Annotated in this window: 7 protein-coding genes; 2 read left to right on the top strand and 5 right to left on the bottom strand. The window is 45.2% G+C overall.

Annotated features, from left to right (window positions below):
• Positions 1-165: 165 nt before the first annotated feature.
• Positions 166-1128: a peptidoglycan DD-metalloendopeptidase family protein gene (locus tag R7Q48_RS01890; RefSeq protein ID WP_256902762.1), complete on the top strand. Its 963-nt coding sequence runs from the start codon at positions 166-168 to the stop codon at positions 1126-1128.
• 346 nt (positions 1129-1474) lie between these two features.
• Here the strand turns inward: R7Q48_RS01890 and R7Q48_RS01885 are convergent, their stop codons facing one another.
• Both R7Q48_RS01885 and ampC read right to left on the bottom strand, forming a co-directional pair.
• Positions 1475-2119 carry a CatB-related O-acetyltransferase gene (locus R7Q48_RS01885; protein WP_017635780.1) on the bottom strand — a complete coding sequence of 215 codons (645 nt, stop codon included), beginning with the start codon at positions 2117-2119 and terminating at the stop codon, positions 1475-1477.
• 94 nt (positions 2120-2213) lie between these two features.
• Entirely contained in the window at positions 2214-3365 is a 1152-nt protein-coding gene (ampC, locus tag R7Q48_RS01880) for a class C beta-lactamase (protein ID WP_064369345.1), read from the bottom strand.
• 359 nt (positions 3366-3724) lie between these two features.
• Here ampC and R7Q48_RS01875 point away from each other — a divergent pair, with 359 nt between their 5' ends.
• A complete protein-coding gene (locus R7Q48_RS01875; protein WP_170890169.1) occupies positions 3725-5128 on the top strand; it encodes a PLP-dependent aminotransferase family protein in 1404 nt (467 codons plus the stop codon).
• Between the two features lie 514 nt (positions 5129-5642).
• Here R7Q48_RS01875 and R7Q48_RS01870 read toward each other — a convergent pair.
• The 3 genes from R7Q48_RS01870 to R7Q48_RS01860 all read right to left on the bottom strand — a co-directional run bounded on the left by R7Q48_RS01870 (position 5643) and on the right by R7Q48_RS01860 (position 17104).
• Entirely contained in the window at positions 5643-15080 is a 9438-nt protein-coding gene (locus tag R7Q48_RS01870; RefSeq protein ID WP_411979272.1) for an Ig-like domain-containing protein, read from the bottom strand.
• Between the two features lie 315 nt (positions 15081-15395).
• Positions 15396-16010 carry a phage tail protein gene (locus R7Q48_RS01865; RefSeq protein ID WP_005373442.1) on the bottom strand — a complete coding sequence of 205 codons (615 nt, stop codon included), beginning with the start codon at positions 16008-16010 and terminating at the stop codon, positions 15396-15398.
• Between the two features lie 146 nt (positions 16011-16156).
• A complete protein-coding gene (locus tag R7Q48_RS01860) occupies positions 16157-17104 on the bottom strand; it encodes a formyltransferase family protein (protein WP_262658255.1) in 948 nt (315 codons plus the stop codon).
• Between the last annotated feature and the right edge of the window lie 3 nt (positions 17105-17107).

Raw genomic sequence — 17107 nt, 5'->3', positions numbered from 1 at the left:
ACACCAAGCCAACCGTCACTTTGACTGAATTATTAAAATTATTATCACATCCTATAATTATTAACTTAGTTAAAACAGAGGAATTACTCATGCTTTAATGCTAGTTTTTATTTAAAATATTATACTCTACGCACAACTGTCAGTATTGATAAATCAACAAAACTAATGACTATTTTAATAATAAAAAGGAGTGTGCAAGCTCCTACCGTAGCCCTTATCACTACTGCGTTAATCATATTGATTAGCGTATCGCTTTCTCACTACTTCCTCACTCCTGTGGATAGGCTACCTACCATCAAGCCTTTAGAATTCGAAAGTGAGAATGTGCAGCCATCAATTAAAAAGAAGACTCGTAGGCAAAAAATCACTATCGGTGTGGTTGAATACTCTTTTGTCGCTTCATTATTAAAATCAGGAGTGAGTCAAAAAGAGATCAACTTGCTATTAGCACTTATCAAAAGCAAGTTTAATATTATTGACTCTATTAAAAGAGGTGATAACTTTATCTTAAGAACTAAATTAAATAGTAAAAATGAAACTTACATTAGTTCTTTTTACTATTTAGGCAGTAAAACTGATTTATTTATTATCAATGATGGTCACGGTAACGTATTTGATGAGCATGGTGTGTCGATAAATAATCAGTTCATGTTTTCTTCACCCTTTGATAAAAACTACAGAGTGAGCTCTGACTATGACTTAAAGCGAACACATCCAGTGACCAATATAACGACTCCGCACTTAGGCACTGATTATGCCACACCTGTAGGTACACCGATTCGTAGTATTGCTGATGGCATCGTTTTAAAGTCCCGCTACAACCGTTTTGCTGGCAACTATATTAATATCCGCCACACAAATGGCTCTGTATCACGCTACCTACACTTATCTCAGCGCAACGTCCATGTTGGTGAGAAGATCAGCCGAGGACAAGTGATAGGGAAAACGGGTAACACAGGAAGAACAACAGGGCCGCATTTACATCTTGAACTGCACATCAATGGTGTTCCGATTGATTACGAGCGATACATTCAAAGGCACCCAAACACTGACGTAAATATAGAAATGCTGATTGCAGCGAGAAAAGAAAAAGCAGAATTAACAGCGGAATGGCAACGGTATAAGTAGTCAAACAGGTAACAACAGCCACTTCGATTCGCTCTTTCTTCATTTATCTGAAGCGAGTCCTCGTAACCCTCTGAGCGCTTCGTAGTCTGTCGCACTAACCAATTTCAGGATCAAAAAGAGCCGCTACATGCGGCTCTTAATAATTATAGTTTCCCGATATTCCATCGGTTTCCCCTTTACCAAACACGTTGTCCTCTTGTTCTTGAACGCAAGTGGTACGCGCCATTATCATATTCACATAAAAAATCAATAAAAGAATAAAATGATTACTCATTGTATTGGTTAGATATTTAATACAAAGAGGCCCAACAATGGCCTCTTTCTGATTTTTTAAATGGTGACGTTGTCATGATACTGAATGGTTTCTATCATATTCAGCGCTTGCCTTTCTCAGCCCTTCTAAATCGTCTGAACATAAAAATCTCTTCAGGCTGTCGATTTTCTTATCAGGCCAATCATATATCCTAAGAGCAAGCAGTTCGTCTATCGTCTCTCGAGAAAAGCGATATTTGACATGCTTAGCTGGTGAACCCGCAACCATGCTGTAAGGCTCAACATCTTTCGTCACCACACTGTTTGCCGCAACGATTGCTCCTTCTCCGATAGTCACACCCGGCATTATCATGGATCGCATACCGAGCCAGGCGCCATCGCCAATATGAGTATCTCCTTTCCCGACGTACGCTTCTTCAATAAAGTCCATAAATGGGTACAAGGAGAACCAATCAGCTCTATGTGTACTGTTTCCCCCCATAACAATCACAACTTCCGCTGCAATACAGACAAAATCACCTATATGTAACTTATCAATCTTCCATTTTGGTTCCCAATCTCGGCTGAACTCATCGCCTTGTAGATATCTTACAACAGACTCTTCAAAACCGGCGTCCCAACAATCACTGTAATAACTATGTTTACCTTTAATCGTTATATTTGGGTTCGTAACAACTTCATGTAGCAAAGTCACCTTAGACCAATGCTTAGTTTTCATGAATACTCCTATAAATACTATCGAATAAAACACTGCAGATAGTATGTATCTAAATAAGCTCTAATAATTACGTAGTGCCTATTACCACTAAAATTCACTTCACCACTGAGCTAATAATATGGTAAGCAGCCTCTACTCTTTCGGCATTAGGGTAGTTTTTATTCGCTAGAATCACTATGCCTATTTTTTCAGAGGGTACATACGCGACATATGCCCCAAAGCCACCTGTTGAGCCCGTTTTGTTATACCAAATGTCTCGACCGAGAGTACCGGATTCACTTGCTTGAACCGGTTTAGCGTTGAGAATTACGTCGCTGGAGTTACCTTTCAATAATTGTGAAAGTGAGACGGGATAATCATAACCTTCCCACCCTACTGCTTGCGTAAATGTATCGGTATTAAAATACTTAATGTGAGTTTGCTCTAGCGCATTCTCCATATCATTATTCAGTTGCGCTTGCCCCATATTTGCTTCGATATATTGAAGCATATCTGAGCTCGTTGATTTAATACCATAGGCTTGCGCATCAAGAATACCTGGATTAACTCTAACGGGGTTTCCCTCAGAACTATAACCAAAAGCATAGTTATTAAGCTTATCCTTTGGTACATCGACAAAGGTATTGGTCATACCGAGCTCAGGCAGGATGACGGTTTCCATCATTTCCGTATAGTCTGACTTCATACTCAAGGCACCGATGTAGCCAAATAGACCAATACTAGGGTTTGAGTACTTCCTCTTAGTACCGGCTTCGTACTCCGGTTTCCACGTTTTGTAGTACTGCATCATTTCAGCGTCGTTCGTTACTTCGCTAGGAAATTGCAATGGTAGACCACCCGCAGTGTAGGTGGCGACATGAACTAGCTTGGTATTACCCAGAGCACTATTCTCTAATTCTGGAATATAATCTTTGACCTTGTCATCCATGTCTAGCTTACCTTTTTCTTGGGCATACCCAGTCAAAGTAGCGGCAAAAGTTTTACTGATAGAACCGAGTTCAAAAATTGTGTCGTTGGTGACTAAACTCCCCTTACTTTCGTCAGCAAAACCGTAATTGTAAAAATAACGCTTGCCATCAATCGTTACTGCAACAGCCAACCCCGGAATGTCGTATTCGTTTATTAATCCTTTAGCGCAATCATCAACTACGCTCTTTAATTGACTGCTAACCGTTAACTCCGTTTTCGCAAACGTGACGAAAGAAGTGAGCGATAAAATGGCCAGCAAGGCATTGTTTAACTTCATTGAACCCTCAATTTTTTAATTTTAACTTATAATTAATTTCTAGTTTATTCCAAGGCTTTTAACTTTTTATATAAAAGTAATCCTGACTTGAAGAACTCCAATCGTTAACCCTCGATGAATAACACTGTGTCTTCAAATTTTTAGTGCGATATAAACAGGTCTAAACCTGATCACCGTTGATAGGTAGGCCGGTTAGATACGAATGTAAGTAACATCCGTTTCCAAAATGGGGAAATAGTGTACTCATTACGCTTTCTCCATATCACGATAACGGTATACTAGGTAGATATACTTGGTATATACAGATCCACATCCTCACAACGCTTTAGAACCACTTTTCAACGTCTACAGAGAAAACGATGCCATTTTCACTACACTTCGAAACTGGAAAAGTCACCAGCCAACAGCTTTATTCCGAGATATACCAAGGGATATTAGAAGGCAGATTACGATCAAATGAGAGATTACCGTCAACCCGCATGCTGTCGAAAAAGTTAGGCATAGCAAGAAACACTGTCATTTCGGTGTATGAGCGACTTCAGTTCGAGGGGTGGATAGTAAAAAAGGCAGGGTCTGGCACGTACGTAAGTAATGCTCTAGAACAAACGATGGATCAAGATAAGAGACCAATAAAACACTACCAACTAGGGGTGTTTGGCACTAACGCAGCGAAGAAGCCAGAGATCATCGCACCAAAGAATCTAGACTATGACTTCACTTTAGGCGTTCCTGATCATCAGAGAATAGCAAAGCATATTTGGCGACACTCAAGACTGAGTAGGCTCAATGCATTAACTCCAGAGTTTGCACATGGTGGTGATTTGCAAGGGTTAGCTTGTTTACGAGAGTCTATCTGCGAGTATGTGAGACACTCGAGAGGCGTAATCTGTGACCCTGAAGACATCATCATTACGCAAGGGTGCCAGCAGGCAATAATGACGACTCTCCTTACATTACTCTCTCCCGGGGATCTCGTGTCGACGGAAGATCCAGGATATCCTGTTTTTCGAAATCAAGCTCGATTACTTGGCGCGCAAATAGGCTCCGTGCCGATGGACGACCAAGGTGTTGTCGTTGAATCAATCCCTTCTAATACCAAAATTATTTATACAACGCCTAGTCATCAGTTCCCTTTAGGCTTTAGCTACTCAGTTGAAAGGAAGTTAGAACTGCTGAGATGGGCAGAAGTTAATAACGCAATCATTATCGAAGATGATTATGATGCGGAATATCACTACCTCAATACCAGTAAGCAAGCTCTCAAGTCACAAGATAAAAATGACTGCGTCATTATGGTAGGCAGTTTCTCTAAAATACTATTTCCCGGCATACGCATTGGCTATATGATTCCACCAAAGTCTTTAATGGAGCCAATTTCAAATATGTTGTGGCACTTGGGAAGAAGTACATCTGTAGTGTCTCAAATCCTACTTGACGAATTCATGCGTGACGGTCATTTCTCTCACCATTTACTCAATATGAATAAAATCTATAGCGAAAGGTACCATAAACTCACTCAATTAATTGACAAGGTAGATTGCTTACAACGTATTCCAAGCCAAGGTGGATTGCATATAGCAGCTGAAGTATCGGGATGCGCGACACAAATGATGAATAAACTGGCTTCATCAAATGTAGCGGTTTATCCATCATCGCATTTTTCTATCAACAATCATTCTAATGCCCTCTTATTTGGGTTTGGCATTATCCCTATCCAAAAAATAGAAACAGCATTTGATATTATTCAATCAGTATTGGATTAAAGCAGATATAAAATTATCGTTTTGCTCGGTATCAATTTATCGTCTTGTTATCACCAGCAGAGTCAGGGGCAACTGCGAACTTGGAACGCTTTTCAACCAAATAAGAGTTCACTACGAATTGTGTCGCTCTAACCCGCTTGGTTTGGCTTCAGCCCCAACACTATATTTCTTCGACTGTAGACGCACTAGGTTCAAGTAAAGCGACGTATCACGCTGACACTTTCAGCGCCACCAGCAACCCTATTGCGTAAATCATCTTCTTTTAAGTTCACATCGAGCATTCAATGAACCTTATTTTTCTAATATCGAACAGTAAGTTCTGCTTAACACTCTATCAAAACACTATCTTTCGCTAGATGTTAAAGAAGAAAAGACTTCAAGGTAATTAAGGATTTGTTATAGAGTATTGACCTATATAATAAAGATCACAATCACGACATTAATCTCCAGTAATTTACCATATCGCTTCATGATCGCTTAGGATACAAATTATCGAAAAATACCAAACCCTAGGTTAATACGCTGTTAACGGCTCAAAAAAATAACGAAGTTGTACCGCAATTATATCAACATCATTTTCATGTAAAAAATAACGAGCGCCTTGGATACCGATCTCCCAATTATCTGAGAGGTTGTAGCCAACTTCTGCACCAATATATCCATCAAAACCATCCACTTCCGTCGTTATCTTGCTGCCTTGATACGTACTTTCAATATCGGTATCCCAGAACAAGCCCCCCAAACTCAGTTTTGCGGACCATGAATTGTATTGCCAGAACTTATAACCGATGTCGAAGCCCATGCCCTTAACAAGGAGTGGGGCTATAGATGCGACATTGGCGTGATAGTCTTCTGGTGAAGTAGTAGCACTACGCAATGTAGCACTACCTTCACCCATATCAATATAACGAATAGTTCCAGACCATTGATCAGAAAAAGTATATCCCAACCCGACAGAGCGATAGAACCCGGTGTTGTCAGTAGAGATTACGTTATCACCTTTAACAGCATCACGCTCATCTGCATGGCTTGACCCCATTTGAACATCAACATACCAGCCCGCTTGACTACTAAAACTAAACACAGCAATTAGTGCTAGAGCACTGTTTCTTCCATAACGTTGCATGGCTCCTAACAAAATCAAAAGCATCAACACCATGCCACCCAATGATCCTGCTGAAGTATTTTCAACCTTTACATCTCTTACCAACTTAACGGTCACTATAACTTTCCCCGCGTCTTGCAGGCCTTGGCTATCCTGAATGATATATGTCAACACATCATTGCCTTCAAACCCTGAGGTAGGGGTATAGGTCACGCTCTGATCTGCATTCATGACCGCCTGCCCATACTGCGCTTGGACTGAAACCAACTTCAATGTGTCGTTATCCGGATCGGTATCGTTAGCAAGGACATAAACCGTGACAGGGGTACGATCATCGGTGGTAATATTATCGTCCACCGCATTCGGATTCTGACTGTTTACCACATTTACCGTCACCTTCGCCGATCCCGTTCCACCATTACCATCCGTTACGCTATAAGTGATCAAAGCCTCCCCGTAGTACTGTGGTTGAGTGACATAACTTAGTTTGTTATCAACCACACTAACACTACCAATATCTACAGAAGCGCGACTTACCTTCAGCCCATCACCATCAGCATCAGCATCATTGCTCAATACATCGATCGTCACCGTACCATTGAGACTAACAAACGCATTGTCGTCAATCGCTTGAGGGAGTGTATTATTGCTTACACGAGCGGCAACGACGCCAGGGTCAACGACACTGCCATTAGCCAATCCGTCATCATCGTTCGGACCACCGTCTTCAATGGTAAGTTGTACACACCAGTCACCTTCAGTCAGACCCTGTGACCATGAACTGTGCCCTGGTGGCGGACAATAACCAGCCTCGCCAGCACTAGAAGAAACCGTGTTTTGAGCATCCTCAATAAAGTCTATCCACCCCTGTTCAGCGTTATACTTTCGGTACACTGCATTTGCTGGAACAGGTAAACGCTGAGGCAAAACTAATTGATAGCTTTGGCCGGGCAGCGGCAAATTAGTTACTACAAAATCAAAGATTCCCCCTATGCTCTTCATGTTGGTATCTTTAGGAAGCTCCTCATCCAGCAATAAAGCTCCTCCTGTTGCGTTAGTCAGAATGGTTATTCCTTTGCGTAAACAGACACCTGGCTGCCCCTCAATGAGGAAGCGATCTTTTTCTGACACAACCTGTTGAATTACGTTACAGTCAGAAATTGCATCAAGATAATCAGGGATACCATCACCATCACTATCATTATGACCTTCTTGATCATCCGGGATTAAGTCGCCATCACTGTCTTCACTCCCGAGCTCCGCCAATGTTTGTACCACTTCTAAATAGACATTCCGTGTCACTGATAATGGTGGAGTGCCATTGTCAGTAACTGTCAATTGCAAATTGTAAATCGCTGAACTCAGTAATTGCGGAGAGAAAGTCAATGTTTCGCTGTACATCTGCCCCGCAATCGCTTGGTTAAGTACATCGCTATCACTACTCCATCTGAAACTGTGTATATCGGACATATTGGCATCACTAACACTGCTCGTGATTGTGACCGGTTCAACACCATTTTCAATTTGGCTCCGCTGCTCCCCCGCCTGAGATACACTTACCGTGACCTTCGGAGCCACATTCTCTTCAAAGATTGTCAAGGTGTAACGACGCTTACTACCTAGATTAAGGGTGCTGTCCAGATCAATCACTAAGGTTTCAACGCCCTCATTTTGTCCATCATTAAGTAGTTCGAACGAAAGTTTGCCTTCGGTACCACTAGGTATCACCACTTCACCAGAGGTGAGCGTGTGGTCATCACTGTCCGTGCTTCCTGAAACCGTATAAGGTATGATTACTGGGTAGCTCGGCGAAGGACCGTTAAGGTGTATCGATACGCTATGATTGGTGCCTTCCGTGGTTTGCGCATCTTTGGAGATACTTATCAGTGGATACACTGTTACCGTTTGACTAGCTTCAGCGACGTTTCCATCAGAGTCTTGAGTGCGCCAATAGACCGTATTAGTTCCAGGTCGGAAAAAGGTCGTGCTGTCGACCAATGAAACAGGTAATAGCTTGCCTGTACTATCTCGTGCCACAGCAGAGCCTAATGCAACTTTAGTAAAGAGCGAAGTTGCGTTCACTTCGATATCTGAAGGTGCGGCTATTGTTGGTGCGTCCAATTTCGCACTTTTAATTGTCACGATTGCTTTCGCGGTGGCCTTTCCACCGTTACCATCTTTCACACTGTATTGCACTGCCACTGTACCAATTGAGGTCGTTACCAATTGGATTTGACTGCCCACAATCGTTGCCGTTCCAGATGTAGGTTTAACCCATTCCAGTTGTAATGTATCTAGATCAACATCGCTGTCGTTGCTGAGTACATCCAATAAGTAGCTACCATCGTTACTCTCGGTAAAGACATAGGTATCATTAACCGCCACTGGCTCATCATTAACGTTGATTACCGTGATGCTAAACGCTGCTAAAGATGTGCTTAGCTCACCGTCTGAGACACTAATAACAATATTATTGGTGCTGCCAACATGCTCATTTTCCGGCGTACCACTTAGCAACCCAGTTGCTCTATCAAAGGTTGCCCATGATGGTTTATTGCGGATTGAAAAGCTCAAGCTACTACTATCAACATCCGATGCCTGCAGCGCAAAGCGGTACGTATTGCCTTCGTTGACGGTAAGAGCAGGAGTGCCACTGATCACTGGCGCGTCATTGACATTGTTAACCACAATACTGAATCTATTGAGCATTGTGGTCGTGAGACCATCAGAAACCGAGATAACAATGCCCTGATATTTGCCAACATCACCATTATCTGGTGTACCACTAAGCGTGCCTGTAGATGCATCAAAGCTAGCCCAAGATGGCTTGTTCACGATACTGAAGGTGAAGGCTTGGCTGTCAACATCTGACACTTGTGGCGTGAACAGATAGGTGCTGTCTTCATTCACTTGTGTTGCTGGTGAACCAGAGATAACGGGTGCATCGTTAACGTTATTCACAGTAATCGAAAAAGCTGACAATGAGGAAGAAATAGTGCCATCGGATACGCTAATCACGATACCTGGATAAGTCCCCACATAACGGTTACTTGGCGTGCCAGAAAGCGCTCCTGTTGTCTTGTCAAATGTAGCCCAAGGTGGCTTGTTAGCTATCAAGTAGGTCAGAGTATCCGCTGGGTCATTGTCCAATGCCGCGGGCACAAACTGATACACACTATCTTCATCAACTTGCGCCGATGGGGTACCCGTAATCACTGGCGCGTCATTAACGTTATTCACCGTGATGGTCACTAACGCCACTCCAGAGGTAAGTTCTCCGTCACTTACGCTGTAAGTGAAACTGTCCTGACCAAAGAAGTTACTGTTACCCGTATAAACCGCGTGATTGCCTGTGACGGTAACATTACCGTTGACTGGCGATTTTACAATTTGATAGCTCAAAGATGAGCCTTCTGCATCGTTACCATTTAAAGTAATGGTCAGCGGTATTTCTTCCTCTCCCGTAGCACTGATATCGGTCGCGGTTGGTGTATCGTTGACTGCATTAACCGTCAAATCGACACGAACCTCTGTCGAGTCGAGATCACCGTCGTTGACCTTGAACAAGAAGAAGTCGGAGCCATTGAAGTCCGCTTCTGGTGTATAGCGCCAACTATTATTGGTCAACTGCTCTAGCACGCCATGACTGACTTGCTCAGTGATAAGATACTGCAGAGTGTCATCATCGTTATCAATATCTGAACCAACCAGCGTGATCACCAAACTATTGTCTTCATCAAGCGTTTGTGACTGTGCTTGCGCCATTGGTGCGTCGTTGACTGGTGTTACTGTCATGGTCACTGTTGCGGCGTTAGATACAGCACCTGCTAAGTCTGCCACCGTATAGGTGAAGCTATCTTCACCGAAGTAGTTCTCATTGGGGTTGTAAACAATCGCTCCTGACGCCGTCACGTTCACACTGCCATGTGCTGGCGTATCGACGACTGTGACACTAGTGAGTTCAAAACTGTCTCCAACATCGGCATCACTATCATTGCCTAATACATTGACCTCGAAGGAGCCTCCCTCTAGTAGTTGTGCACTGTTATCAACAGCAACGGGGGCATCATTCACTGGCGTAATATTGAGCGTGACGGTTGCAGGCACTGAGACTGCTTGGCCACTATCGGTTAGCATGTAGGTAAAGCTATGTTGACCATTAACGTTCGCTGTAGGCACAATCTTTAAGGTCCCATCGACATTGACACTGACCATGGCAAAACTGTATACCCCCTCTCCTTGACCAAGATCTTGCAGGGTAATACTACTCGGGGTGAATGACCCATCTTCAATATCACTGTCGTTACTTAAAATATCGAGTGTCGATGTGATATCTTCATCAAAAGTAAAACTGTCTTCCTCCGCTACTGGTGAGTCATTGACGGAACCGATATTGACGCTGACCGTGGCCGCAAGAGAAACGCCGCCTTCACTGTCTGCGATCGTGTAAGTAAAGCTATCGCTACCATTTTCATTCGGATTCGGCGTATATACAAAAGTGCCTACAGTTTGATCAATGGCTACTTGTCCTTTTTGAGGCAAACTAACTAACGATAAATCACCCGTTGGGATGCCATCTTCAACATCCTCCGCTTGACTACGCGCGCTGACTGCTGCGCTTGCGGTATCTTCGTCGGTGTTGATGGTCAGCGCTTTAGCGACTGGCGCATCATTTATAGCCATGATAGTGACGGTCACTGTCGCCTCTTGCGACTCCTGCAGCAGGGCATCTTTCACGGTATAGGTAAAGCTATCTGTGCCTGTCTCATTATTATTTGGCGTATAGGTAACAACGCCGTTGCTGATCGACACCTGACCTTTAATTGGTTGCGTTTTAATCGTTGCAGAAGAAGCGACCATGTCATCATTAACATCGGAATCGTTGGCTAACAGATTAAATTGTTTCGCCGTATCTTCCTCAGTCGAGAAGCTATCATCAACTACCGTTGGCGCGACATCGTAGCGTTTAGTCACCGTATCCGTCACTGCATCAGATGCATTGCCTGCGGCATCGCTTACCACCACACTTACTGTCAACGTCCCCTCTTGCAAACCAGTGACGTCAATACCCGTTACTTGCATGGTCTCCGAGGAGATTGTTTGACTAGCGCCGTCAATGGTCGTGGTACCGTCAGTCACGCGATAAGTGAACATCGCGTTCACTTCAGCTGCTGAGAAGGTAAAGCTCATCGCCTGTTCGTTGGTTTTGTTAATGCTCTCCTGATCAATGCTGATGCTATGTCCAGCCGGGATCCCCGTATCCACTGAAATCAACAACTGAGTCGCTGCAGTATTGAGGTTGCCTGCAGCGTCGCTAAATTTCTCGGCTGCAACATCAATAGTTGCATCCTCAGTGCTTTCTTCTGCAGGTGTAAAGGTGGCCGTGTAACTGGCGCTACTGCCCGCAAAGTTAGAAAGAGTTCCGCCAGCCACGGTCACATCGGCTTCGGAAAAATCAGTTGCGGCTTCACTCAAGGTAAACGTGAGTGTTGCCGTTTCACCCGCTTTCAACGCAGCGCTGGAGCTAGTGATACTAACGGTTGGAAGCACAGTATCGACGCTGATGGAAAGTGGTGTAGCGGCACTATTGGTGTTACCAGAGGCATCGGTAAATGTGCCTGTGGCAACTTTAATAGTACCGCTCGTCGCACTCTCTTCCGTTGGTGTAAAGGTCGCAGTGTAGCTGCTACCACTGCCAGCAAAACCAGACAAAGTACCGCCACTAACCGTGATATCCGCCTCGGTAAAATCGCTCGACGCTTCACTTAAGGTAAAGGTAATGGTCGCCGTTTCGTCCGCTTTCAGCGCCAATTTATCACTGGAGATAGTCACACTCGGCACTAAACTATCAACGGTTATAGACAGTTGAGACGCAGCAGTGTTGCTATTCCCAGCAGCATCGGTAAAGAAATCTGCCGCCACGTTAATCGTCGCTGTACTTGTACTGTCTATATCCGGCGTAAAGGTGGCCGTGTAGTTGTCACCGCTGCCCGCAAAGTTAGACAAACTGCCGCCAGTGACGGTGACATCTGACTCAGCAAAGTCACTTGAGGACTCACTTAAGGTGAACGTGATACTCGCCGTTTCGCCAGAGACCAAATCAAGGTCTGAGCTGCTCAAAGAAACGGTTGGCCTCACGTTATCTAACGTAATTGTTGTGCTATCTACACTGGAGGTGTTGCCCGCCGCATCGCTCTGGCTCGCCGCGACCGTCAGAGTACCGTTGTTAAACGCACTTACATCAAACTCACTGCCAATAGTCGTCCAAGCCCCGGTATTGTCGGCCGTCACCGTACGACTGACTGAGTTGTTATTGTCCGTGATGGTCACGGTCACACTATTGCCAGCCTCCGCGCCGGAGCCAGCAATCAGCACGTCGTTGTCTTCTGCCGCATTGACGATACCGTCGATTTCAATCGGCGTGGAAATGCTAACAGCGGATGGCGCTGCGTTATCTAGGGTTACGCTCTGGGTGGCTACGGTGGAGATATTACCTGCTATATCAGCTTGGGTTGCAGACACCGTCAGGGTGCCATTGTTCAGGCCACTGACATCCAGCTCGCTGCCGCTCAGCGTCCAGTTGCCTGAATTGTCGGCCATCACCGTACGACTGACAGAGCTGTTATTGTCCGTGATAGTCACGGTCACGCTGTTGCCTGCTTCCGCGCCAGAGCCAGCGATCAACACATCGTTATCTTCCACTGCATTGACAATACCATCGGTTTCAATCGGTGTAGTGATGATCACAGCTGATGGTGCGGCGTTATCTAAGGTAATGCTCTGGGTGGTCACTCTGGAGGTATTACCCGCCGTATCCGATTGCGTCACAGCAACTATGAGTGTACCGTTGTTCAGGCCACTGACATCAAGCTCACTTCCGCTCAACGTCCAGTTGCCTGAGTTGTCGGCCGTCACCGTACGGCTGACAGAGCTGTTATTGTCCGTGATAGTCACGGTCACGCTATTGCCTGCTTCCGCACTGAAGCCAGCGATCAGTACGTCGTTGTCTTCTGCCGCATTGACGATCCCATCAGTTTCAATCGGCGTATTGATGATTACAGCAGATGGGTCTGCATTGTCCAGAGTAATACTCTGGGTGGCTGCGGTAGAAGTATTACCTGCTATATCTGCTTGGGTTGCAGACACAGTCAGGGTGCCGTTGTTAAACGCACTTACATCAAGCTCACTGCCGCTCAACGTCCAGTTGCCTGAGTTATCGGCCGTCACCGTACGACTGACAGAACTGTTATTGTCCGTGATAGTCACGGTCACGCTGTTGCCTACTTCCGCGCCGGAGCCAGCAATCAGTAAGTCGTTGTCTTCTGCCGCATTGACAATACCATCGGTTTCAATCGGCGTGGTGATGGTCACTGCTGATGGGGCTGCATTGTCTAGGGTAACACTCTGGCTAGCTGCGGTGGAGATATTACCTGCTATATCTGCTTGGGTTGCAGACACCGTCAGGGTGCCATTGTTCAGGCCACTGACATCCAGCTCGCTGCCGCTCAGCGTCCAGTTGCCTGAGTTGTCGGCCGTCACCGTACGACTGACAGAGCTGTTATTGTCTGTGATAGTCACGGTCACGCTGTTGCCTGCTTCCGCGCCGGAGCCAGCGATCAACACATCGTTGTCTTCTGCAGCGTTGACGATACTGTCAGCCTCAATCGGCGTGGTAATGCTCACTACGGATGGTGCTATTGTATCAATGGTGACACTTAACGCGTTGGATGCCGAGCTAACATTATCATCGCTATCAGACGCTTTAGCACTTATTGCATGTGTAATACCAGACGCCAACTCATTGGTTGTTATCTGCCAGTTTCCTCCAGTAGCAGTGCCTGTGCCAATAACCGTTGCACCTCCACCGACTTGATCACTGTATAAAGTAACGATCGATCCACTCTCAGAAATCCCACTAAACGTTGGTGTAGTGTCACTGGTAATATTATCAGTATTTAATGGCCCGGTATCCGAACTAGCATCTAAATCGGGTGTAGATGGCGCATTTGGCGTAGTATCGACTGTCGTAAAGTTAAATGTGGCATCATCGCTGATCCCAGCGAAGCTATTATTTGCGCTGTCAGCCACGGCACTGGATTCAATATGAATGGCGTAGGTCCGGTTCCCTGCCAGATCACTGGTTGGGTTTAAGTAAACTTTATTGTTGGTAACACTGATGCGACCAGCGCCTGGTGATGTTGTTGTGCCATCGCTTTCGGTGGCAACATTAAATACTTCAAAGTCGCGACTGTCGGTAACATTACGAATGGTAATATTGCCGCTCTTCAGCTCAATATTTTCATCGAAGGCAATCTCGATGTTGTTGCTAACAGAAACATTGGTTGCATCATCAGTGGGAGTTGAGCTCGCACTGACAAAAGTAGGCGCGGTAGAGTCTGAAACCGCAGCGTCATCAATCTTGATACTTCTGATAAGATAACGAGAGTCAGCACCCGGACTTCGGGTAAACGCCATAGTCACTGTATCAACGTCCTGCCATGCCGAATCATTAAAATCTGTACCACGGGTCAGGGTAAACAAGTCCTGTAACCCTGAGTTTGCTTCACCACCTTTTGGCAAGGTGACAGTTTCGGTCACTGTTTGAATATCATTAGAGAAGCCAGTTAACACAAGTTGATACGTTTTATCTGAGTCTCGGGCCGACCCCTGCATATAGGTAATTTCGTCGAAACTGAAGTTAGTACTTGATTTCTCAAAAAAGCGGAAGCCACGATTGTTGAACTCATTAATCATGGTATTTGAGTAAAGAACACCAGCTACAAATCCGAGGTCATTTAGGCCAGTAAACGGAGTGCCATCCGAGCTAGTGCCCGCATCTAATACCATAGATACAGTACCTGCATTGGTAAGAGTGACTGAGGGCATACCCCCTGTGACGCCGGTCTCCACCTCACTAAAATTGGAACCTGAACCATTAGAGTAGTTAATCGTTTGCTGTGCAGCCCAGGCTCCACCGGAAAAAAACGCTGAGAACACCCATGCTGTTGTAATTGCGATCGCAACCTGACGATGTAATCTCATTTTCCTCTCCTGAAGATGACGGCCTTATCAACATGGCCGGGTTATCATAATCAACTTAAATATTTAATTTTTTTATAGGAAAGGATTAGCTAAAGATTCAGCCAATTCTTTCTTGGTTGATTAGCTGTGCGGTGGGTATACTCCCGCAGTGGCAATTAACCAATTAATCGGCAATACCGGGCTCAGAATATTAAGTGGCATTGAACCGCCTGTTTCAGTCACAGTTACAGTACCTCCGCCCGAGCCACTACCAGACACACTTAAGCCTTCGATCTCGGTCAAATCTGGTTGCTGAAACGTCGGTTTATAGAACCCGGGGGTAGAGTTTTGCGCTATATACGAATTACTATCGGGTACCTGTGTATTTGCAGCATTGGTAGCAACCTGCATCCTGCCTGTTACAGGTGCAGAAGTGCCAAGAGGGGTAAAAATTGCCGTATGTAAGTGTGCTGGCATTTGAGTTATATCAATAGTTACCAGTTCAGTACCCAATCTTTCTCCCTGATGATAATCCATCCCCCCAGGTCGTGTGCCTACACCAACTGGACTGCGGCCACGCAAATCAGGTAAACCAAAGGTAGTTCGGGCGTCACCTCCGTATAGAGTGCTAACTAGAGAGAAGAGCGCTGGATTATCTTCAATTGCCTGCATTTGCCCCGAGCACATTGCCCAATTTCTAATTGCAAAATTGCCACCAAATGCGGTTAGTGTCCCAAGATACGGTTCTGTAGCCATACTGTTCTTCCTTTCAACGTATACACTTAAGTTAAAACCAGCCCATAACGAAATTGGTGTGGTTGGTTAAAACTTTCCAATCTCGCATTACTAAATACCGTTACGGGCTTCATCACTGCCGCAAAGAGCCGTATTGAGATATTTATTTACTCACAAGCAGAAGCGTGCTGGAGCAATGACATCCCAGCATCTAGCCCAGCCATTTGCGCATAGCGATAACCCGAAAACACGCCTTGCTGTGTAGCAATAACATCTATTGATATGGCGCTATCTAACGTTTTCACTTGTAACCCATGTTGTGGGCTGATCTCGAGAATGCTCCCCGCCTCAACACCAACTAAAGAAGTCTCCACTGCGCTTGCTTGCAAAACATTGGCGACACCATTTGGCAAGCTCAACATCGCACCTCCGAAGTCATGATTGCCTGCTCGCACTAAGTTGACGATTTCGCGACTCGTTTGCACGTTCCAACGAATGTGCAGATCATGTTGGTTTACTGCTCGTGCCACTTCGTTGGGGTTTGATACTTGCTCACGCCAAACCAGCCCTTGCTTTTGTTGCGCGATGAGGAAGTCATACATCAGCTTAGCCGTCATTTGTGACGCTTTTTGCTGAGCACTGGTTAAGGTCTCAAACGGGTGAAATGGTACCTCTAACTCCATTCCTATAGCGCCGGAATCAGCCGATGCCTCAAGACGATGCAGGGTGAGGCTAAAGGTGTCTAAACCGTCTCTTAATTGCCAATAGAGAGGCATCGGGCCTCGATACTCGGGCAGCTTTCCCGGATGAATGTTGTACAAGTTTCCGTTGAAAAACTGACACAGCGAGGAATGAACTATGTGCCTGAACAAATAGATGACGCCATCCGTGACTCGCCAAGCATCGAGTTGCGCTATCAAAGCACTGCTGTCATTGGCGGTATACTGAGCAATATGAATCGATTGAGCGCTCAGATAGCTCTGTAGCTGCTGTAAGTCAGGATTTAGTTCTCCTTCAGGTACTACCACGCCCGCCAATCTATGCTGTTGTGCCAACAACTGAATGATGGGCAAGGCGTAACAACTTCCTGTAAAAACGACGTATTTTTGCTGCATATC

The sequence above is a fragment of the Vibrio sp. 378 genome (genome assembly GCF_033339435.1).
The sequence above is the reverse complement of the archived record's forward strand: the minus strand, read 5'-3'. Positions and strand labels throughout refer to the sequence as shown.